At 67.2% G+C, this 18,954-nt stretch carries 18 protein-coding genes; 8 read left to right on the top strand and 10 right to left on the bottom strand.

From position 1 onward, the window contains the following. Window positions 1-3: 3 nt before the first annotated feature. A complete protein-coding gene (locus EDF74_RS15540; RefSeq protein WP_123730965.1) occupies window positions 4-1,887 on the bottom strand; it encodes a sigma-54-dependent Fis family transcriptional regulator in 1,884 nt (627 codons plus the stop codon). 238 nt (window positions 1,888-2,125) lie between these two features. On the opposite strand from EDF74_RS15540, the gene adh reads away from it, so the two are divergent. The 4 genes from adh to EDF74_RS15520 all read left to right on the top strand — a co-directional run bounded on the left by adh (window position 2,126) and on the right by EDF74_RS15520 (window position 5,681). Next, window positions 2,126-3,655, top strand: a complete 1,530-nt coding sequence (adh, locus tag EDF74_RS15535; RefSeq protein ID WP_123730964.1) for an aldehyde dehydrogenase — start codon at window positions 2,126-2,128, stop codon at window positions 3,653-3,655. A gap of 86 nt (window positions 3,656-3,741) precedes the next feature. Then, window positions 3,742-4,770 (top strand): alcohol dehydrogenase AdhP, encoded by a 1,029-nt coding sequence (gene adhP / locus EDF74_RS15530; RefSeq protein WP_123730963.1) that lies wholly within the window; start codon window positions 3,742-3,744, stop codon window positions 4,768-4,770. An 81-nt stretch (window positions 4,771-4,851) separates the two neighbouring features. Then, window positions 4,852-5,229 (top strand): DUF779 domain-containing protein, encoded by a 378-nt coding sequence (locus tag EDF74_RS15525; RefSeq protein ID WP_123730962.1) that lies wholly within the window; start codon window positions 4,852-4,854, stop codon window positions 5,227-5,229. A gap of 56 nt (window positions 5,230-5,285) precedes the next feature. Continuing rightward, entirely contained in the window at window positions 5,286-5,681 is a 396-nt protein-coding gene (locus tag EDF74_RS15520; protein WP_123730961.1) for a hypothetical protein, read from the top strand. Here EDF74_RS15520 and ligD read toward each other — a convergent pair whose 3' ends face one another. From ligD to EDF74_RS15505, 3 genes are all read right to left on the bottom strand, one after another. After that, window positions 5,682-8,243 carry a DNA ligase D gene (gene ligD, locus EDF74_RS15515; protein WP_123730960.1) on the bottom strand — a complete coding sequence of 854 codons (2,562 nt, stop codon included), beginning with the start codon at window positions 8,241-8,243 and terminating at the stop codon, window positions 5,682-5,684. Window positions 8,244-8,249: 6 nt separating this feature from the next. Continuing rightward, the gene (locus EDF74_RS15510; protein ID WP_123730959.1) at window positions 8,250-9,191 is read right to left on the bottom strand and encodes a Ku protein; all 942 of its coding nucleotides are present in this window, start codon (window positions 9,189-9,191) and stop codon (window positions 8,250-8,252) included. Window positions 9,192-9,286: 95 nt separating this feature from the next. Then, entirely contained in the window at window positions 9,287-9,682 is a 396-nt protein-coding gene (locus tag EDF74_RS15505; RefSeq protein ID WP_121043771.1) for a hypothetical protein, read from the bottom strand. A 144-nt stretch (window positions 9,683-9,826) separates the two neighbouring features. On the opposite strand from EDF74_RS15505, the gene EDF74_RS15500 reads away from it, so the two are divergent. After that, window positions 9,827-10,168: a hypothetical protein gene (locus EDF74_RS15500; protein WP_102788774.1), complete on the top strand. Its 342-nt coding sequence runs from the start codon at window positions 9,827-9,829 to the stop codon at window positions 10,166-10,168. A 1-nt stretch (window position 10,169) separates the two neighbouring features. Here EDF74_RS15500 and EDF74_RS15495 read toward each other — a convergent pair whose 3' ends face one another. Then, window positions 10,170-12,296 (bottom strand): TonB-dependent receptor family protein, encoded by a 2,127-nt coding sequence (locus EDF74_RS15495; protein ID WP_123730958.1) that lies wholly within the window; start codon window positions 12,294-12,296, stop codon window positions 10,170-10,172. Window positions 12,297-12,472: 176 nt separating this feature from the next. Between EDF74_RS15495 and EDF74_RS15490 the strand changes: the two genes are divergently transcribed. The 3 genes from EDF74_RS15490 (at window position 12,473) to EDF74_RS15480 (ending at window position 15,643) form a co-directional block, all read left to right on the top strand. Next, entirely contained in the window at window positions 12,473-13,675 is a 1,203-nt protein-coding gene (locus EDF74_RS15490; RefSeq protein WP_123730957.1) for an aromatic amino acid transaminase, read from the top strand. Between the two features lie 131 nt (window positions 13,676-13,806). Beyond that, on the top strand, window positions 13,807-14,823 hold the full coding sequence (locus EDF74_RS15485; protein ID WP_123730956.1) for a class 1 fructose-bisphosphatase: 1,017 nt from the start codon (window positions 13,807-13,809) through the stop codon (window positions 14,821-14,823). Window positions 14,824-14,932: 109 nt separating this feature from the next. Continuing rightward, window positions 14,933-15,643, top strand: a complete 711-nt coding sequence (locus tag EDF74_RS15480) for a 2OG-Fe(II) oxygenase (protein WP_123730955.1) — start codon at window positions 14,933-14,935, stop codon at window positions 15,641-15,643. Window positions 15,644-15,737: 94 nt separating this feature from the next. On the opposite strand, the gene EDF74_RS15475 is transcribed toward EDF74_RS15480, so the two are convergent. The 5 genes from EDF74_RS15475 to EDF74_RS15455 form a co-directional block, all read right to left on the bottom strand. After that, window positions 15,738-16,139 carry a DUF4279 domain-containing protein gene (locus tag EDF74_RS15475; protein ID WP_123730954.1) on the bottom strand — a complete coding sequence of 134 codons (402 nt, stop codon included), beginning with the start codon at window positions 16,137-16,139 and terminating at the stop codon, window positions 15,738-15,740. Between the two features lie 14 nt (window positions 16,140-16,153). Continuing rightward, window positions 16,154-16,285, bottom strand: coding sequence for an RHS repeat-associated core domain-containing protein (locus EDF74_RS15470; RefSeq protein WP_260232300.1), 132 nt, complete (start codon window positions 16,283-16,285; stop codon window positions 16,154-16,156). 78 nt (window positions 16,286-16,363) lie between these two features. Continuing rightward, window positions 16,364-16,729, bottom strand: a complete 366-nt coding sequence (locus EDF74_RS15465) for a hypothetical protein (RefSeq protein ID WP_123730953.1) — start codon at window positions 16,727-16,729, stop codon at window positions 16,364-16,366. Window positions 16,730-16,829: 100 nt separating this feature from the next. Continuing rightward, window positions 16,830-17,921 (bottom strand): PA0069 family radical SAM protein, encoded by a 1,092-nt coding sequence (locus EDF74_RS15460; protein WP_123730952.1) that lies wholly within the window; start codon window positions 17,919-17,921, stop codon window positions 16,830-16,832. A gap of 285 nt (window positions 17,922-18,206) precedes the next feature. After that, the gene (locus EDF74_RS15455) at window positions 18,207-18,950 is read right to left on the bottom strand and encodes a pyridoxine 5'-phosphate synthase (protein ID WP_123730951.1); all 744 of its coding nucleotides are present in this window, start codon (window positions 18,948-18,950) and stop codon (window positions 18,207-18,209) included. Window positions 18,951-18,954 lie beyond the last annotated feature (4 nt).

Here is an 18,954-nt window from a genome sequence, read left to right as displayed (position 1 = left end):
GCCTCAGTGGCGGCGGGCTGTCGCACCAACCCGGCGGTACAGCGTGCTGCGGCTGATGCCCAGCGCGCGGGCCGCTTGGGCGACGTTGCCCTGACTGGCGCGCAGCGCATCGCGCATCGCGGTTTCGGTCATTGCCTCCAACCCTTCCGCGGTGGATGGCAGGGCCGGTGCGGGCGCGGTCTGCAGATAGGCCGGCAGCATGCCGTGCCGGATCACCTCACCCGGATCACTCAGCGCCACCAGCGTGCGCAGGCACGAGCACAGCTGCCGCACATTGCCGGGCCATGTGTAGCCGGCCAGCGCGGCCAACGCGGCGGACTCCAGTTGCCGGCCCTGGCCAAGGCGTTGCCACAGGCCCTGCACCAGTGCCGCACGGTCGGCATGCTCGCGCAGGGCGGGCAGACGCACGCTGTGATCGGCGATGCGGTAGTAAAGATCGCTGCGGAAGTCACCGGCGCTCATCGCCGCGTCGAGATCACGGTGGGTGGCGCAGATCAAGGCGAAATCCAGCTGCACCGGCTTGCCGCCGCCCAGCGGTGACAGCGTGCGCTCCTGCAACACCCGCAGCAGGCGCGGCTGCAGCGCCAGCGGCATGTCGCCGATCTCATCGAGGAACAGCACGCCGCCTTGGGCCTGGCGCAGCAGGCCGGTATTGCCGCTCTTGCGCGCACCGGTGAAGGCACCTTCCTCGTAGCCGAACAGCTCGGCTTCGATCAGGCCTTCCGGCAGCGCCGCGCAGTTGACCGCCACGAACGGTTTGTCGGCACGCGTGCTGCGCCGATGCAGTTCGCGTGCGAACACCTCCTTGCCGGTGCCGGTCTCGCCCTGCAGCAGCACCGGCAGCTGCGCGTCCAGCACGCGGCAGGCGCGCTCGAGCACCTGCTGCTGGGCGGCGTCGAACAGGGGCGTGGTATCCACCCGCGCCGCCGCGGCGGCGGCTCGCGCGGGTGCGGCGGGGGCCGGACGCGCGGGCAGCGGCGAGCGGACCGTGGCGCCGCCGGCAGGGCTCACGTGGCCGTACAGCGCGCGTCCCTGGCGATCAACCAGCGCGCCATCATCGTGCAGCCGCGAGAGCGGACCATCGAACAGCGCCTCGTAGGACGCCCTGCCGATGTCGCCGTGGTCCAGCCCGAACAGGGTCAGCCCGGCACGGTTGGCGGCCACCAGGCGGCCATTGCGGAAGCCCAGCACACCTTCGCGGGCGGTACCGAGCAGGCCGGCGTCGTGATGCAGGCGGACCACCTCGCAATCGCCCAGTCCCGCCTCGAAGTAGCGGTGCTCGATATGCGCCACCGCCTGCCGTGCCAGCACGCGGGCATGCAGGTGCTGCTGGCGCGCATCGCCGGAGATGTCGAGCACGCCCACACGCTGCCCGTACGGGTCGAAGATCGGCGTGGCCGAACAGGTCAGGATCGCGTGGGGGGCGAAGTAATGCTCGCCGCCACGCACCTCCACCGAGCGACCTTCGACGATGGCGGTGCCGATCGCGTTGGTGCCCACCGTGGTTTCATCCCAACGCACGCCTGGCATCAACGCCACCCGTCCGGCCTTGTCGAGGAAACCCGGGTTGCCCTCCGCATCCAGGATCCAACCGGCTTCGTCGGTCAGCAGCGCGATGCTGCCGGTCGCCGCGATGTCGGCAGCCAGGCCATCCAGCTCCGGCCGCGCCAACCGCCACAGCGTTTCCTGGCGCTGGCGCAGCTCGCGCAGGCGGGCGTCCGGCAGCGGCTCGACCTCCGGCTGTGCATCCACCGAGAGCCCGCCGCGCTGGCAGCGCTGCCACGACTGCAGGATGGTGTCGGGCACGCTGCCGACCGGCGCCGCGCCGCGCTCGAAAAACGAACGACGCGCATTGCCGACACGGTGCTGGAGCGGGAGCTGGGACACCTGGATTCTCCAGTGTCGCAATCTGCGACAGTTGTAGCGGGGCCTGTTCCGATAAACACCACACCCGGCGTTACCGCGCAATGACCTGCCGTGGTGCACCGCATCAGTTTCCGAGCCCCTCTTCAACCGGTACACCGGGTGACGCCTTGCCGCACTGCACCACACGGAAGTTGGCATCGTCCTTGCGCCATCGAACAGACCCTTATCGGGCCTGTCCACCGCCATCCGGAGATGCACCATGAATGCCGTCACGTCCGCCAAGCCGCACGCCACCGACCCGCAGTCCATCTTCAAGCCGCGCTACGGCAACTACATCGGCGGGGAGTGGGTGGCCCCGCGCAGCGGCCAGTATTTCGAGAACACCACGCCGGTGACGGGCAAGGTGTTCACCGAGGTCGCCCGTTCCAACGCCGAGGACATCGAAGCGGCGCTGGACGCCGCCCATGCGGCCAAGACCGCCTGGGGCCAGACCTCGACCACCGAGCGCGCCAACATCCTCAACCGGATCGCCGACCGCATCGAAGAGAATCTCGAGCTGCTCGCCCATGCCGAAACCTGGGACAACGGCAAGCCGATCCGCGAAACGCTCAACGCCGACGTGCCGCTGATGGCCGATCACTTCCGCTACTTCGCCGGCGCGGTGCGCGCGCAGGAAGGCAGCCTGTCGGAGATCGACAAGGACACCATCGCCTACCACTTCCACGAGCCGCTCGGCGTGGTCGGGCAGATCATCCCGTGGAACTTCCCGATGCTGATGGCGGCCTGGAAGCTGGCGCCCGCGCTGGCCGCCGGCAACTGCGTGGTGCTCAAGCCGGCCGAGCAGACCCCGGCGTCGATCCTGGTGCTGATGGAAGTGATCGGCGATCTGCTGCCCAAGGGCGTGCTCAACGTGGTCAACGGCTTTGGCGTGGAGGCGGGCAAGCCGCTGGCCTCCAACCCGCGCATCGCCAAGATCGCCTTCACCGGCGAGACCACCACCGGCCGCCTGATCATGCAGTACGCCAGCCAGAACCTGATCCCGGTGACGCTGGAGCTGGGCGGCAAATCGCCGAACATCTTCTTCGCCGATGTCATGGCCGAGGACGATGACTTCCTCGACAAGGCCGTGGAAGGCTTCGTGTTGTTCGCCTTCAATCAGGGTGAGGTGTGTACCTGCCCCTCGCGCGCGCTGATCCAGGAATCGATCTACGAGACATTCATGGAACGTGCGCTCAAGCGCGTGGCCGCGATCAAGCAGGGCAATCCGCTCGATCCCAACACCATGGTCGGTGCGCAGGCCTCCTCCGAGCAGCTGGAGAAGATCCTTTCCTACTTCGACATCGGCCGGCAGGAGGGGGCGCAGGTGCTGATCGGCGGTGAGCAGGCCAAGCTGGAGGGCGATCTGGCCGGCGGCTTCTACGTGAAGCCGACCGTGTTCAAGGGCCACAACAAGATGCGCGTTTTCCAGGAAGAGATCTTCGGGCCGGTGGTCTCGGTGACCACCTTCAAGACCGAGGAAGAAGCACTGGAGCTGGCCAACGACACCCTGTACGGCCTCGGTGCCGGCGTGTGGAGCCGCGATGCCTCGCGCCTGTACCGCATGGGCCGCGGCATCCAGGCCGGGCGGGTGTGGACCAACTGCTACCACGCCTATCCGGCGCATGCCGCCTTCGGTGGCTACAAGCAGTCGGGCATCGGCCGGGAGAACCACAAGATGATGCTCGACCACTACCAGCAGACCAAGAACCTGCTGGTCAGCTACTCGCCCAAGAAGCTGGGCTTCTTCTGAGCCCGCCCCGGGCTTGATCCCGATCAAGGCGCCGGCATGAGGCCGGCGCCACAGTGCAGTCCTTGGCAATCCACGGAGATCCACGCATGAACAAGACCATGAAGGCCGCAGTCGTCCGCGAGTTCGGAAAGCCGTTGCGTATCGAGGAAGTCGAGGTGCCGCGTCCGGGGCCCGGCGATATCCTGGTGAAGATCGAAGCCTGTGGCGTGTGCCACACCGACCTGCATGCGGTGGACGGGGACTGGCCGGTCAAACCCAACCCGCCCTTCATCCCCGGCCACGAGGGCGTCGGCCACGTGGTCGCGGTGGGTGCGGGTGTCAGCCACATCCGCGAAGGCGACCGCGTCGGCATTCCGTGGCTGTACTCGGCCTGCGGCTACTGCGAACACTGCCTGGGCGGCTGGGAAACCCTGTGCGAAGCCCAGCAGAACACCGGTTACTCGGTGAACGGTGGTTTCGCCGAGTACGCCTTGGCCAATGCGGCCTACGTTGGCCTGCTGCCCAAGGGCGTGGGCTTCATCGAGGTCGCGCCGATCCTGTGCGCCGGCGTCACGGTCTACAAGGGGCTGAAGGTCACCGATACCAAACCCGGCCAGTGGGTGGTGATTTCCGGCATCGGCGGGCTCGGCCACATGGCCGTGCAGTACGCCAAGGCGATGGGCCTGAACGTGGCCGCAGTGGATATCGACGACGGCAAGCTCGCCCTGGCCGAGCGGCTGGGCGCGACGATCACCGTCAACGCGCGCAACACCGATCCGGCCGCGTTCCTGAAGAAGGAGATCGGCGGTGCGCATGGCGCACTGGTCACCGCTGTGTCGCCGAAGGCTTTCGAGCAGGCATTGGGCATGGTGCGCCGTGGTGGCACTGTCTCGTTGAACGGCCTGCCGCCGGGCAACTTCCCGCTGGACATTTTCGGCATGGTGCTCAACGGCATCACCGTGCGCGGCTCGATCGTCGGTACCCGTCTGGACCTGCAGGAATCGCTGGCGTTCGCCGAGCAGGGCAAGGTGGCTGCCACGGTCACCCGTGATTCGCTGGAGAACATCAACGACATCTTCGCGCGCATGCAGGCCGGCAAGATCGAAGGCCGCGTGGTGCTGGACATGAGCGCGTAAGCACACGGCGCGCTGCCGACCCATCGGCAGCGCCTGTTTCACGGTAGTGCCGGCCGCTGGCCGGCTCGGAGAGCCCCGATCATGACCGACCTTTCGCTCCAGGTGATGGCCACGCTCCCGGCCCTGCAGCTGATCGAGACACTGCAGGCCCGCCACGGCGATCTGCTGTTCCACCAGTCCGGTGGCTGCTGCGACGGCTCCTCGCCGATGTGTTTCGCCCAGGGCGATTTCATCGTGGGCGACCGTGACGTGCGCATGGGCGAGATCGGCGGGGCGCCGTTCTACATCAGCCCCGCGCAGTTCGAGTACTGGAAGCACACCCAGCTGATCATCGACGTGGTGCCCGGCCGCGGCGGCATGTTCTCGCTGGAGAACGGCGAGGGCGTGCGCTTCCTGGTCCGCTCACGGCTGTTCAGTGATGACGAGTTCGCCCAGCTCAAGGCGGCCGGCCGGGTCTGAAATTCCCTGCGGCAACCCGTCCATAATGGCGGCTCTCCCGCCGTGACGCCCCTGCCATGCCTGTGTGGTCCGCCCTGAAGAATCCACTGCTGTCCGTGCTGGCCGTCGTGTTCGCGTTCGCGGTGATGGTGCTGGTCAACAGTCTCGGCTCCTGGCTGGTGCCGCTGCTGCGCATTCCGGCGGGCGGCGAGCCGCAGCTGGCCTGGGACCTGACCTGGACGATCCTCAGCGGCATCGCCGCGATCGCCTTTGCCAGCCGTTATGCGCCGACCTGGCCCCGTAGCCACGGCGGCGTGGTGTGGGCGGTGATCGCGGCCGCATCGATCTACACCGCCTGGGATTTCGGCAGCGATTTCCCGTTCTGGTTCGTGGTGATCCTGCTGGTCTCGCTGCCGGTGCAGGCATTCGTGGGTGTGTGGGTGGGCACGCGGTTCCGGCCAGCGCGCGCCTGATCAGCTGCCGGGCAGCACCTGCTTCACCTGCTCGATGCCTTCCCACGGGTCCTGCTTCAACCGCTCCGCGCGCTGCAGCGCCTTCGCCATCGGGAAGGCGTCCGGCGCCGCGATGCGACCCAGTTCTTCCCAACGCAACGGCACGGCCACACCGGCACCCGGCCGCGCCCGCAGCGACCACGAGCTCACACTGGTGGCGCCGCGCGCATTGCGCAGCCAATCGATGAAGATCACCCCGTCGCGCTTGGCCTTGCTCATCGTCGCCACGTAGCGCTCCGGTGCCTGCGTGGCCATGGCCTGCGCGAACGCCTCGCAGAAGTCCTTGGCGTGCGCCCAGTCGGCCTTGGGCTGCAGCGGCACCACCACGTGCACGCCCTTGCCGCCGGAGAGCCTGACGAAGCTCTCCAGCCCGGCTTCCTGCAAGCGGGCGCGCACATCGCGTGCGGCGGCCTTGATCTGGGTCCAGTTCACGCCTTCGCCGGGATCCAGATCGAACACCAGCCGATCCGGGTGTTCGGGATCATCGACGGTGGCGCCCCAGGGATGAAGCTCCAGGGTGTTCATCTGCACCAGCTGCAGCAGGCCCTCCACATCCTCGATGTAGAGGTAGTCCTCGCGCCCGCTCTTCTGCTCCAGCGGGATCGCCTTGACCGCACCGCCCAGCCCGGTGCCGTGGTGCTTCTGGAAGAAGCAGGGATTGTCCACGCCGTCCGGGCAGCGCAGCACCGACAGCGGACGGTGCGCCACCTCGGGCAGGATCCAGCGCGCCATGCGCCGGTAGTAATCGGCCACTTCGCCCTTGGTGATCTTCGCCTTGGCGAACACCACGCGTTCGGGATGGCTGATCGCTACGGTGCTCTCTTCCTGCGCAGCCGCGGCCTTCTTCCGGCCGCTGGTTTTCGCCGCCGGGTCGGAGGCGGACGCAGCGGCGGTAGTGACGTTGGGTGCCGCGCCCAGATCCTTCGGCTGTTTGTCTTCGCGCAGCCGCTTGAAGCTGGCCTGGCGCAGCAACCCTTCCTTGGCCCAGCCGCGGAAAGCGACCTCTGCCACCAGCACCGGCCTCACCCAGTGCACGCTGCGCGCGGTGAACGGCACATGCTCGGGCAGCTCCACCACCGCGTCCTTCACGGTCAGCGGCGTCAGTTGCTTGGTCAGCGCGCGCAGCGCGGCATCATCGAAGCCCGTGCCGACGCGGCCGACATAACGCAACCCGCCCTTGTCCGGTGTGGCCATCAGCAGCGAGCCGAAGCCGCTGCGCGATCCCTTGGGTTCGGTATAGCCGACGATGAGGAACTCATCGGTGTTCTCGTGCTTGATCTTGATCCAGTCGCGCGAGCGTGCGTTGACGTAGGGCGCGTCGATCCGCTTGCTGATGATGCCTTCGAACCCGGCCTCGCCACTGGCGGCGAACACCGCCGGGCCGTGGTCGCGCACGTGATCGCTGTAGGCCAGGGTGTCCGGCTTGCTGCCCAGCAGATCCTTGAGCAGCACCTTGCGCTCCAGCAGCGACACCCGGCTGACATCCACCCCGGCGATGCCCGGCATATCGAACACCACATAGCGCAGTGGCTGTTTCGCGGTGCCGTCGATGACCTTCTGCAACGCGGTGAAGTCACTGCGGCCCTGCGCATCCAGCACCACCAGTTCACCGTCCAGGCGCAGATCGCGCACCGGCAGCCGTTCGATCGCCTGCACCACCTCGGGGAAATCGTCGGTCCAGTTCAACCCGCCGCGCGAGCGCAGCGCAACCACGCCCTCGCGTACGTCGGCGAGCAGGCGATAGCCGTCCCATTTGATCTCGTGCAGCCACTGCTCGCCATCCGGCGCGGTGGCACGGTGGTCGGTCAGTTGCGGCTTGAAATCATGCGGGTAGGGCCTCTCGCGTGCGCCTTCAAGCGCCAGCGCGCGTTTGGACCAGCGCGCATCGGCCTTGCGTGCGGCACGGGTCGTCACCGCCTTGGCGGGGGCGGTTTTCCTGGCCGGGGCGGCCTCCGTTGTGTTGGCAGCGGCGGCCTTCCTGGTGCCCGTGCGCTTGGCGGCCTTCGGTGGCGCCTCCAACAGATCATCGGCCTCCATATCCCTTGCCTCATCGTCATCGCGTTTGATCAGCAGCCACTGGTGCTGCTTGCCCTTCATGGCGGTGCGCACCAGTTTCCAGCCACCTTTGAGCCGCTCACCGTGCAGCACGAAGTCCACCTTGCCAGCCGCGATCGCCTCCAGCGGATCGCCATCGCAGGCCCAGGTACCGTGGTCGTAGACGTCCACATGCCCGGCACCGTAGTGGCCGCTGGGGATATCGCCGGCGAACGTCGCATAGGACAGCGGGTGATCCTCCACCTCCACGGCGAGCCGTTTTTCGCCGACACGCAGCGAGGGGCCTTTCGGTACCGCCCAACTCTTGAGCACGCCGTCAGCTTCCAGCCGGACGTCGTAATGGCGCGAACTGGCATGGTGCAGCTGCACCACGAAGATCGGTCGCCGCGCCGGCGCCCCGCGGCGCTCGGCGTCCGGCTCGGGGGTGCCGTCAAAGCGGCGTTTACGGCGGTATTCCTGCAGGGACACGTGGGCTTACCCGGCTTTGCGCGCAGGCGCACGCTTGGTGGCTTTCTTGGTCGCTTTGCCCGCAGTCTTGGTCGCTTTTTTGGCAGCCGTGGGTTTGGCGACCTTGGCCGTGGCCTTCTTGGCCGCTGTCCTGGTGGCGGCCGGCGTGCGCTTCTTGGCATCCAGGCTCTTCTGCAGCAACGACATGAAGTCGACCACGTTGGTCGCATCGTCGTCGCGCGGGACCGGCTCTTCCTCCACCTTGGTGGTGCCACCCTTGGCCTTGATCCGCTTCTTCAGCAGCGTGTGCAGGCGCTCGCGGAATTCATCGTGGTACTCATCCGGCTTCCACTCGCCGGACATCGACTCGATCAGCTGCTCGGCCATGGCGGTTTCCTTGCTGTTGATGCGGTACTCGGCCAGGCTGCCGCTGGGCAGCTTGTAGTCTTCCGGGTCCACCAGCTCCTGCGGATAGCGCAGGATCATCAGCACCAGTGCATCGCCATGCGGCATCACCGCGCACAGGTACTCGCGGGTGCGCACCACGACCCGCGCGATGCCGACCTTGCCGGTGCTGCGCAGCGTTTCGCGCAGCAGCACGTAGCCTTTCTCGGCTTTCTTGGCGGGCACCAGCAGGTAGGGCTTTTCGTAGTAGCGCGGGTCGATGGTGCCGGCATCGACAAACGTCTCCACCTCCACCGCCTCATGGCTTTCCGGCGCGGCCGAGCGGATGTCGTCCTCTTCCAGTACGACGTAGCTGCCCTTGTCGTACTCGTAGGCCTTGACGATGTCCTTCCACGGCACTTCCTCGCCGGTATCGGCGTTGACCCGCTCGAAGCGGATCGGTTTGCGGTCGCGCGAATCGAGCATCCGGAAGTGAAGATCCACATTGCGTTCGCCGGACATCAGCGACACCGGGACATTGAGCAGCCCGAATGACAGCGTGCCGGTCCAGATTGGTCGGGCCATGGTGGCGCCACTCCAACACCTCAGGGAGGGCAGCTGTACCGCGCAGCACGTGAAACGCCTGTGTCCGGGCTGTGCAGGCCGGCTGCACGCCGCCGCTACTGGAGCAGGCCGTGCACCGCCGCCGCCGGCATGTGGTCCAGCGCCAGCCACGCGTCTTCGACCACGGCGCGGGCCTGATGCCAGCCCAGTCGCGACTGCCCGCGCATCTGTTCCCAGTGCTCGGCCAGCTCGCCATCGGTGTCATCGGCACCGCGCGGCCAGTCCGCGTAGTGCGTGGTCAGTGCGAACGCGTAAGCGGGATAGAGATCGCGCCAGCTGCGCCGGCCATGACTGCGGCGCTGCTCGTAATCGCTGCGCATGTACTGCAGGTAGTCCTGTGCAACCGCCTGCGCGTCCTCGGCACGGTCACGGCGCGCACGGCGCCCGCTCCGTTCCGGCTGCAGGTAGGCGTTGAACAACGCGGGTGCGGCACGGCGGTCCAGGCGGGGCATGACACGACTCCGACAGCGGCGGGGCAGGCAGGAATAGACCCGCCGCCGTTATCCAGCCGTGACAGATTCGTTGATGCAAAGGGATTCGCAGCGACTTCACCCGCCGCGCGCTGTAGTGGAGGGCACCGCTACTGGAGAACTCCCATGCCCCGCGATCCCCTGCGCGACGCCACCGCCCCGGTCCCCGGCGAGCAGCGCGCCAAACATGACAACCAGGACGCCGAAGACCGCGGCGCCGGCATGTCCGTGCCCGACGACGCACCCGATCACCTGCCGGTGGCGGTCACACCCGATCCCGTCCCGCGCGACCGCAAGGATTCAGCGGCCGGTGAGAAAGGCCCGGCCGGTCATCATCGCCGCGAAGATGAATACCAGCGCCGCCAGCGCAAGGAACACGCCAGCGACAACCAGGACGAGGCGCTGGAAGAGACATTCCCGGCCAGCGACCCGACCTCACCCTTCGTGCCGGCCAAGCCGCCGCGCTAGATCAGGGCGCCCACTGCCACTGCAGCCCGACGTTGTAGCGGCGGTCCGGGCCGGGTTCGAAGAAGCGCTGGTTGCCGTCGTTGACGATCACCGAGCCGATGTAGCGCTCGTCCAGCGCATTGTCCACCCGGGCGAAGGCACGCAGCGTGCCCTGCGCGGTAGTCCAGCGCCGCGATACCTCCAGGTTCAGCAGGGCATAGCCCGGCGCTCTGTCGGTGGCCAGATCGTTGACCACGGTGTCGCTGGAGGCCACCACCTCGGCGGCCCACTGCCACGGGCCCGGGCGGTACTGCACCCGCGCGTTCCACTGCTGCCTGGGTACACCCGGCAGGCGTGAGCCGGAGGTCACCGTGTTGCATCCAGCGGCCGCGCACAGCGCATACGGATCACGCACGGTGGCTTCGATCCACGTGTAGGCCAGCGAAAGATCCGCCTGCGCCCCCAGCGGCTGCACATAGCTGGCCTCCGCGCCCTGGCGGCGCGTGCGGCCGATGTTGCGGTAGGTGCTGCGGCCACCGCTGTTGCTCGCCACGGCCAGCTCGTCATCGGTATCGGCGCGGAACAGCGCCGCCTCGACCTGCGCGCCACGTTGCCCGTGCCACTTGCTGCCGACTTCCAGGTTGCGGCTGCGGGCGGCCGAGAGATCCAGCGCCAGCCCGGCCTGGCCATCGGCGCGATAGCCCAGCTCGTTGAAGGTCGGCGTTTCGAAGCCACGTCCGGCCGAGGCATACAGCCGCCAGGCATCGCTGGCGCGGAACACCACGCCGGCCACCGGGGTGGTCGCTTCGTAGCGACGCGAACCGCTGTCGTCCGGATTACCGGCGGTGATGTACTGGTCATTGGAGCGGAAACGGACCGTGCTGTGGCGCACCCCCAGCAGCAACGACCAGCGCGGCGCCCACTGCCACCACGCCTGCGCGAACTGGTCCACGTTCTCGACCCGGTCGCTCTGGTCGCGGCGCAGGCGGCCCTTGATGCCGACCTGATCCCCGACGAAGTTCTCGTAACCACGACGATCCTGCTGCTGACGGTCGGCATTGGCGCCAATCACGATGTCCAGAGGGCGTCCGGCCCAGTCACCGTGCCACGCCCAGCGCGCGTCGAGACCGCCATAGGCCCCGTCCAGATCGATCACCCCACCGGCGTGCAGCGGGTTGGCCTGCGGCCCCGGCGGGATCGCCAAATACTGCTCCACGCTGCGCTGGCCGGCATAGCCCATCGCACGCCAGGTCTGCGCGCCCTCCGTTCGGGTGAACACCAGCCCGGCCTGGGCCTGGCGCACGGATTTGCGCGTGTTGTACTGGGTAGCCACCGCGGTGGCCTGGCGCGGGTTCTCGCGCACCTGGGCGCGGGTGAGGCCGAGCGGATCCTGTGCGTCGGGCGCATCGAAGTAGTTCAGGACAAGATCCAGCTGGCCGCCGCCGACATCCGTGCCCAGCCGGGCGTTGACCGATTCCCGTCGGGCCTGGCTGTGATCGCGCCAGCCATCGGTGCGGAAGTGGTTGGCGGCGACGTTGTAGCGGATCGGGCCCTGCACGCCGCGCAGCTGGGCGCCGGCGCTGAGGGTGTTGTCGCTGCCGGTATCCAGCCGCAGGCGCCACGGGTCACCCTCGGCGCCGTCCGCGCTCCACACCTGGACCACGCCGCCGGAGGAGTTGCCGTACAGCGCCGAGAACGGCCCGCGCAGCACCTCCACGCGCTGCGCCGAGAGCAGGCTGGCATGGGAGAGCTGGCCCTGGCCGTCGGGCATGGTGGCCGGCACACCGTCCACCAGCACCCGCACGCCGCGCACGCCAAACGTCGAGCGCGCGCCGAAGCCACGGATCGAGAGCTGGGTGTCCTGCGCATAGTTCTGGCGATCACGGGCAACCACCCCGGGAATGCCGTTGAGGGCCTCGGAGAGCTGGGCCAGCGGCCCGGTGCGGTCCTCGTCCACCCAGACCGTGGTCAGCGAGGCCGGCAGGTCGATATCGGCCACCTGCGCCACGCGCGCAGCCTGGACCTGGACCGTGGGCAGCCGCTCGATCGAGGAAGAGGGGGCGGGGGTATTCTGGGCCTGCGCCAGCGATGGCAGCAACACGGCCGAGGCCAGCGCACAGTGGCGGGCCAGCGGGGTAAGACGGAGCATGCGGGGCGGGATCCTCGGTAAATGGGCGTGCCGCACGCCATGGTACGGAAGGTGACGTGACGACGGCCTCGGCGCCCTCGGCAGGGCTTTGTTACGATGAGTCGGATTTGGCTGATTCTGCCGCCAACTCCGCGTCGCGCCACCCTCCCCCTTCCGTCATCCGAATGAGTACCGCCGTGTCCTTCTTTGCAAATGTGGAACTGGTCCCAGGCGACCCGATCCTGGGCCTGACCGAGGCTTACAACGCCGACAGCCGCCCGATCAAGGTCAACCTGGGCGTGGGCATCTATTACGACGAGAGCGGCCGCATCCCGCTGCTCCGCGCCGTGAACAAGATCGAACAGCAGCTGGCCACTGACGCCAAACCGCGCGGCTACCTGCCGATCGACGGCCTGCCGGCCTACACCCAGGCCACCCGCGAGCTGGTCTTCGGCAAGGACTCGCCGCTGCTGGCTGCTGGCCGCGTGGCCACCTCGCAGACCATCGGCGGCAGCGGTGCGCTGCGCGTCGGCGCGGACCTGCTGCACAAGCTGCTGCCGCACGCCACCATCGCGATCAGCAACCCGAGCTGGGAAAACCATCGCGCGGTGTTCGGCGCGGCCGGCTTCGACGTGGTCGATTACACCTACTTCGATGCCGCCACCCATGGCGTGGACTTCGACGGCATGCTGGCCGACCTGGGCAAGCTGCAGCCGGGCACCGTGGTGCTGCTGCACGCGTGCTGCCACAACCCGACCGGTGCCGACCTCACCGTCGCGCAGTGGAAGCAGGTGGCCGAGCTGCTGAAGGATCGCCAACTGTTCCCGTTCATCGACATGGCCTACCAGGGCTTCGACAAGGGCATCAGCGAAGATGGCGCCGCCGTGCGCATCATCGCCGAGGCCGGCATCGACAGCTTCGTGGTCGCCAACTCGTACTCCAAGTCGTTCTCGCTATATGGCGAGCGTATTGGCGCGCTGTCGGTGGTCGCCCCGGACGCGAACGCGGCCAAGGCCGTGCAGTCGCAGGTCAAGCGCATCATCCGCACGATCTACTCCAGCCCGTCCAACCACGGCGCTGCGCTGGTGGCCGGCGTGCTCAACAGCGTTGAGCTGCGCCAGGTGTGGGACGCGGAACTGACCGAGATGCGTGAGCGCATCCACGCCCTGCGTCATGGCCTGGTGGAGAACCTGGTTGCCGCCGGCGCACCGGAATACGCCTTCATCAACGACCAGGCCGGCATGTTCTCCTATTCGGGCCTGAGCCGCGCCCAGGTGGACCGCCTGCGCGACGAGTTCGCGATCTACGCCGTCGGTACCGGCCGCATCTGCGTGGCCGCACTCAACCAGGGCAACCTGGCATACGTGGCCAAGGCGGTGGCGACCGTCAGCAAGGGCTGAGCAGTATTGCCCCTGTGACGCAGAACGGCCGCCATGCGCGGCCGTTCTGCTATGCGGTGCCGCCCGCGCCTCGTAATGGCTCCGGCGAAGGGCGACAATAGGCGCTTCCCCTCTGAAGGCCGCCTGATTCCATGTCCCAGACGTCGCTGACCCGCTATCTGATCGAAGAGCAACATGCCGGCCGCATCAACGCCGATCTGCGCCAGCTGATCGCTGTCGTCGCCCGCGCCTGCACCAGCATCTCCATCGCGGTCAGCAAGGGCGCGCTGGGCGGTGTGCTCGGCGAAGCCGGTACCGGCAACGTGCAGGGCGAAGCGCAGAAGAAGCTGGACGTGATTAGCAACGAGATCCTGCTGGAAGCCAACGCCTGGGGCGGCCACCTCGCCGCCTGCGCCTCGGAAGAAATGGATCACTGCCAGCCGGTGCCCGACACCTACCCGCGCGGTGACTTCCTGCTGCTGTTCGATCCCCTCGATGGCAGCTCCAACATCGACGTCAACGTGTCGGTCGGCACCATCTTCTCGGTGCTGCGCTGCCCGCCGGGCACCGAGCAGCCCAGCGATGCCAGCTTCCTGCAGCCGGGCACCGCGCAGGTCGCGGCCGGCTACTGCATCTACGGGCCGAGCACGCAGATGGTGCTCACCGTCGGCCACGGCACGCACGCGTTCACCCTGGACCGCGAGAAGGGCGAGTTCGTGCTGACCACGCCGGACATGCAGATCCCGGCGGACACCCAGGAATTCGCGATCAACATGTCCAACCAGCGGCATTGGGAAACCCCGATGCAGGGCTACGTGCAGGACCTGCTGGCCGGCAAGGAAGGCGCGCGCGGCAAGAACTTCAACATGCGCTGGATCGCCAGCATGGTCGCCGACGTGCATCGCATCCTGACACGCGGCGGCATCTTCATCTACCCGTGGGACACGAAGGATCCGTCCAAGGCCGGCAAGCTGCGCCTGATGTACGAAGCCAACCCGATGGGCCTGCTGGTCGAACAGGCCGGCGGCGCCGCCACCACCGGCCGCGAGCGCATTCTCGACATCCAGCCCGATCAGCTGCACCAGCGCGTGCCGGTCTTCCTCGGCTCGCGCAATGAAGTGGAAGAAGCCACCCGTTACCACCGCGAACACGACAGCGCAGCGGGTTGATTCCTGACACAGGGCTGGCCGCTTGGTCAGCCCTGTTGCTACGTGGCAACGGCGTGACATCGGCCACGGCAGCGGTCACCATCGGCGATTCGTGCCCACGGATGACCCCATGACTGCCGACGCGCCGCTCGATTTCATCGAAGTAATCCACAACGCCGTCCCCAACGAGGTCTGCACGGCCCTGCAGGCCCAGATGCGATCCAGTGCGCAGTTGCAGCCGGGCGAAGTGGGCAGCGGTGTGTTCCCGGAACTCAAGCACAGCAAGGATCTTCGCATCAGCGGACGCCCCGAGTGGCGGCAGGCCGAAGCGGTGCTGCAGCAGGCGGTTTTCAAGGGTTTGCTGACTTATCTACGCCGTTATCCACAGGCCCTGATCTCGCCGCTGATGTTGCAGATCCAGGACAGCGACGGCCAACCGCGCCGGTTGGCAGCCGAGGATTTTCCCGACATGGACGACGCCACGCTGTCCGACCTGGCCCGCACCTGCCTGCGGCCCGGTGCCATCAATCTGCAATGGTATGCCGCCGGCGAGGGTGGCTATCCGTACTGGCACTGCGAGCTGTATCCGCGCGATCCGGCCGGCGAAACGCTGCACCGCCACCTGCTGTGGACGCTCTACCTCAATGACGATTTCGACGCCGGCGAAACCGAGTTCCTGTTCCAGGGCCGCAAGGTTGCGCCGCGCACGGGCAGCCTGTTGATCGCACCGACGTCGTTCACCCACACGCATCGGGGCAACCGGCCGCAGGGTGGGGACAAGTTCATTGCGACGAGCTGGATTCTTTTCCAGAGTGCGCAGAAATTGTTTGGTGGGAATTGAGCGCCCTGCCTGGTGATCGCCTCTTGCCGCGTTCAATCATCACGTGAGCGGACAGAACCGGTGCGAAAGGGCGAGCCGCGCGTAGTTGCCGATATCAGTAGATATCGACAGACAGCTCCAACGAAAGACTGGCCAACTCGATCATCACGTGCGGCTCAAGGGTGAACCCGACCGAATCCTCTTTGAAGACACCGACAAAGAGTTCCGTGCGGCCACCGTCGAGCGCAGTCTGCGCGAAGAATCCGCGATACCGCTCAATGCGCCTCAGCAGCTCACTCAGCCCATCCGTAAAGACACCCGGTGTCTTCTCGACGAGCGGAAAACTCCAGTAGGTGCAGCGGTAGAGGCCCTCAAGGGGATCGCCAAACGGAGTCGTCCTCTGCGTTCCAACGCTGTGACTGACCTCTGGTGTCAAGCATAGCGCCCCGGTAATCGCGTCACCCAACAGTGTCGGATGCCATATCCGGAGCGACACGGTGAAGTACTCGTCAACCACGGATTGACCTGTCCTTATCTATGAGTTCCAGCCTCCAAACCAATCGGATCACTCTGCACATACCTGGCAATACTTGCGTCGTAGTCCCGGAAGCCGTTATACCAAAGCCCCGTCTCGGCATCGTAGTGCTGCCCTGGGAAACCAATGCACTCGAAGCAGCTATGTCTCGTGAGCCGCAGCGATCTTTGAATTCGAGTAGAACAGGGGCAATCCCTGTTTACCGCTCAACGTGCCAAGACAAGCAGCACAGCACCGACAACCACCACCACGGCCAACACCATCACCGTGATCAGCACATTGCGCCCGGTGCGCTTCGCTTTCGCCTTCAGCCCGGCCAGCACGTCCAGATCCAGATAGAGACGATCAGCGCCCGCATCGCGGATGACGCCATTGTCGCGGTAGTACGTCAGCGGCGCATGGAGTGCAGGGTCGATGCTGTCCGCCGCGATCGCGCTCTGCGGAGACAGCGCCTGATGGCCGGTGAAGTGTGCGATCAACGCGTCGCGCTGCTGCTGCACCGCTGCGGTGATGGCGGCATTGATCGCGATGTTGGCCGCGTTCGACGCGGCCGAGGTGGCTGCCGATGACATGTGGTTCCCCTGGATATCCGATGTGGACCTCAGGCCACCGCGGCGCGGCGCCTTGCCCCGATTGTTGGTCGGGCGCGCCCCGATGTCCACCGGTGGCTGATCAGAACAACGAGCCCTGAGGTGACTCCGCCCGCGGCGGCAACGGCCGCAGGAAGCGGGTGCAGTCCAGCTTCGGCCAGTGGCTGTGCTGCGCATCGAAGCCGAGGCGCCTGCGGGCCAGCTTGAAGCGGTTGGACAGCAGATCGGCGTAGACCCCTTCGCCGCGCATGCGCGTGCCGAACTGGCTGTTGTAGTCCTTGCCGCCGCGCAGCTGGTTGATGGTGCTCATCACGTGCGTGGCGCGGTCCGGATGGTGGGTGTCGAGCCAATCGCGGAACAGCGGCGCCACTTCCAGCGGCAGGCGCAGCAGCACGTAGCCGGCGGTGGTGGCACCGGCATCGTGGGCGGCCTCGAGCACGGCTTCCAGTTCGGCATCGTTGATCCACGGGATCACCGGCGCGACCATCACCCCGACCGGGATGCCGGCATCGCTCAGGCGACGCATCGCGCGCAGCCGTGCATGCGGGGCCGAGGCGCGCGGTTCCAGCTTTGCCGACAGATGCGGGTCCAGCGAGGTCACCGAGAAGTGCACGCTGACCAGGTGCTTTTCCGCCAGCGGTGCGAGCAGGTCGATGTCGCGCTCGACCAGCGCGTTCTTGGTGATCAGCGAGAACGGGTGCTGCGTTTCGAGCATCACCTCGATCAGCTGGCGGGTGAGTTTGAGCTTGCGCTCGATCGGCTGGTAGGCGTCGGTGTTGATGCCCAGCGCGATCGGCTGCGGCACGTAGCCAGGGCGCGAGAACTCCTTGCGCAGCAACTGCGGGGCGTTGGTCTTGGCGAACAGCTTGGTCTCGAAGTCCAGCCCGGGCGAGAGATTGAGATAGGCGTGCGAGGGTCGGGCGAAGCAGTACGAGCACCCATGCTCGCAACCGCGATACGGATTGACCGACTGGCTGAAGCCGACGTCCGGCGACTTGTTGCGGCTGATGATGCTGCGGGCGGTCTCGGCGCGCACTTCGGTGCGCAGCCGCGGCGCGGCGAACTCCTCGCTCTCGTCCGGCGCCCAGCCGTCGTCCATCGCTTCGCTGACGGTGACCTCGAAACGGCCCGCCAGGTGCGTGCGGGAGCCCCGGCCTTTGATCGCAATACCCATCGTCAAAGGCTATCGCCGGGAGGTCTCAGGGAATGAGACCTCGTGGCGTGGCAACGGCGGGGATAGGGGATAGCCATGGTTAGTAGTATTACTAACCACAGGTGTAAAGGGAAGTGAAACCCTTGCGAGTCAAGGGCTGCAAGGGGAGGTGATCGGTTTGATCCCCTAGATTATCCACAGGGCTGAAGCGTGCGCCGGGAGTGCCGTGTCACCGGGGCGAACGAGCCCACCAACGGTCGGCTCCTACCGGATCCCGGGCGCCTTGGCCGCAGGGTATGCGCCGCATCACAGCAGCCGCAGATATCCCTTCACCGTGGCATCCAGCCCGTCGTACAGCGCTTCGCTGATCAGGGCGTGGCCGATCGAGACTTCCAGCACGTCCGGCACGGTCCGCAGGAAATCGGCCAGGTTGTCCTGCGACAGGTCGTGGCCGGCGTTGACGCCCAGGCCGGCCGCCTGGGCGCGGCGGGCGGCATCGGCAAACACCGCCAGCATCGCGGTGGCATCGCCGGCGGCATGCGCCTCGGCGTAGGGGCCGGTGTAGAGCTCCACGCGGTCGGCACCGATGGCCGCGGCTTGGGCGATGTCGGGGTTGCCTGCGTCCACGAACAGGCTGACCCGGCAGCCGTACGTCTTCAACTCGGCGATCAGCGGGCGCAGGCGCTGTGCATCACGGCCGAAATCAAAGCCGTGGTCGGAAGTGAGCTGGCCGTCGCTGTCCGGCACCAGGGTGGCCTGGGCGGGGCGGGTCTGCGCGCACAGCGGCAGCAGCCCGGGGTAGCCCTCACGCGGGGGGGCGAACGGGTTGCCCTCGATGTTGAACTCCACGCCACGCTCCGCCGTCAGCGCGGACAGGGCCAGCACGTCCTCGGCATGGATGTGGCGGCGGTCCGGGCGCGGGTGCACGGTGATGCCGTGCGCGCCGGCATCCAGGCAGGCACGGGCGGCCTGCAGCACGTCCGGGTCGGTGCCACCCCGCGAGTTGCGCAGGACGGCGATCTTGTTCACGTTGACGCTGAGTTGGGTCATGGCA

It is taken from the genome of Stenotrophomonas rhizophila, from assembly GCF_003751305.1.
Taxonomy (GTDB): domain Bacteria; phylum Pseudomonadota; class Gammaproteobacteria; order Xanthomonadales; family Xanthomonadaceae; genus Stenotrophomonas; species Stenotrophomonas rhizophila_B.
Note: the sequence above shows the minus strand (reverse complement) of the source record. Positions and strands in the feature narration are given on the sequence as shown.

Coding starts and splice junctions, on each gene's coding strand:
- adh (WP_123730964.1), top strand. CDS start 2,126: ATGAATGCCGTCACGTCCGCCAAGCCGCACGCCACCGACCCGCAGTCC.
- adhP (WP_123730963.1), top strand. CDS start 3,742: ATGAACAAGACCATGAAGGCCGCAGTCGTCCGCGAGTTCGGAAAGCCG.
- EDF74_RS15525 (WP_123730962.1), top strand. CDS start 4,852: ATGACCGACCTTTCGCTCCAGGTGATGGCCACGCTCCCGGCCCTGCAG.
- EDF74_RS15520 (WP_123730961.1), top strand. CDS start 5,286: ATGCCTGTGTGGTCCGCCCTGAAGAATCCACTGCTGTCCGTGCTGGCC.
- EDF74_RS15510 (WP_123730959.1), bottom strand. CDS start 9,191: ATGGCCCGACCAATCTGGACCGGCACGCTGTCATTCGGGCTGCTCAAT.
- EDF74_RS15505 (WP_121043771.1), bottom strand. CDS start 9,682: ATGCCCCGCCTGGACCGCCGTGCCGCACCCGCGTTGTTCAACGCCTAC.
- EDF74_RS15500 (WP_102788774.1), top strand. CDS start 9,827: ATGCCCCGCGATCCCCTGCGCGACGCCACCGCCCCGGTCCCCGGCGAG.
- EDF74_RS15495 (WP_123730958.1), bottom strand. CDS start 12,296: ATGCTCCGTCTTACCCCGCTGGCCCGCCACTGTGCGCTGGCCTCGGCC.
- EDF74_RS15485 (WP_123730956.1), top strand. CDS start 13,807: ATGTCCCAGACGTCGCTGACCCGCTATCTGATCGAAGAGCAACATGCC.
- EDF74_RS15480 (WP_123730955.1), top strand. CDS start 14,933: ATGACTGCCGACGCGCCGCTCGATTTCATCGAAGTAATCCACAACGCC.
- EDF74_RS15465 (WP_123730953.1), bottom strand. CDS start 16,729: ATGTCATCGGCAGCCACCTCGGCCGCGTCGAACGCGGCCAACATCGCG.
- EDF74_RS15460 (WP_123730952.1), bottom strand. CDS start 17,921: ATGGGTATTGCGATCAAAGGCCGGGGCTCCCGCACGCACCTGGCGGGC.
- EDF74_RS15455 (WP_123730951.1), bottom strand. CDS start 18,950: ATGACCCAACTCAGCGTCAACGTGAACAAGATCGCCGTCCTGCGCAAC.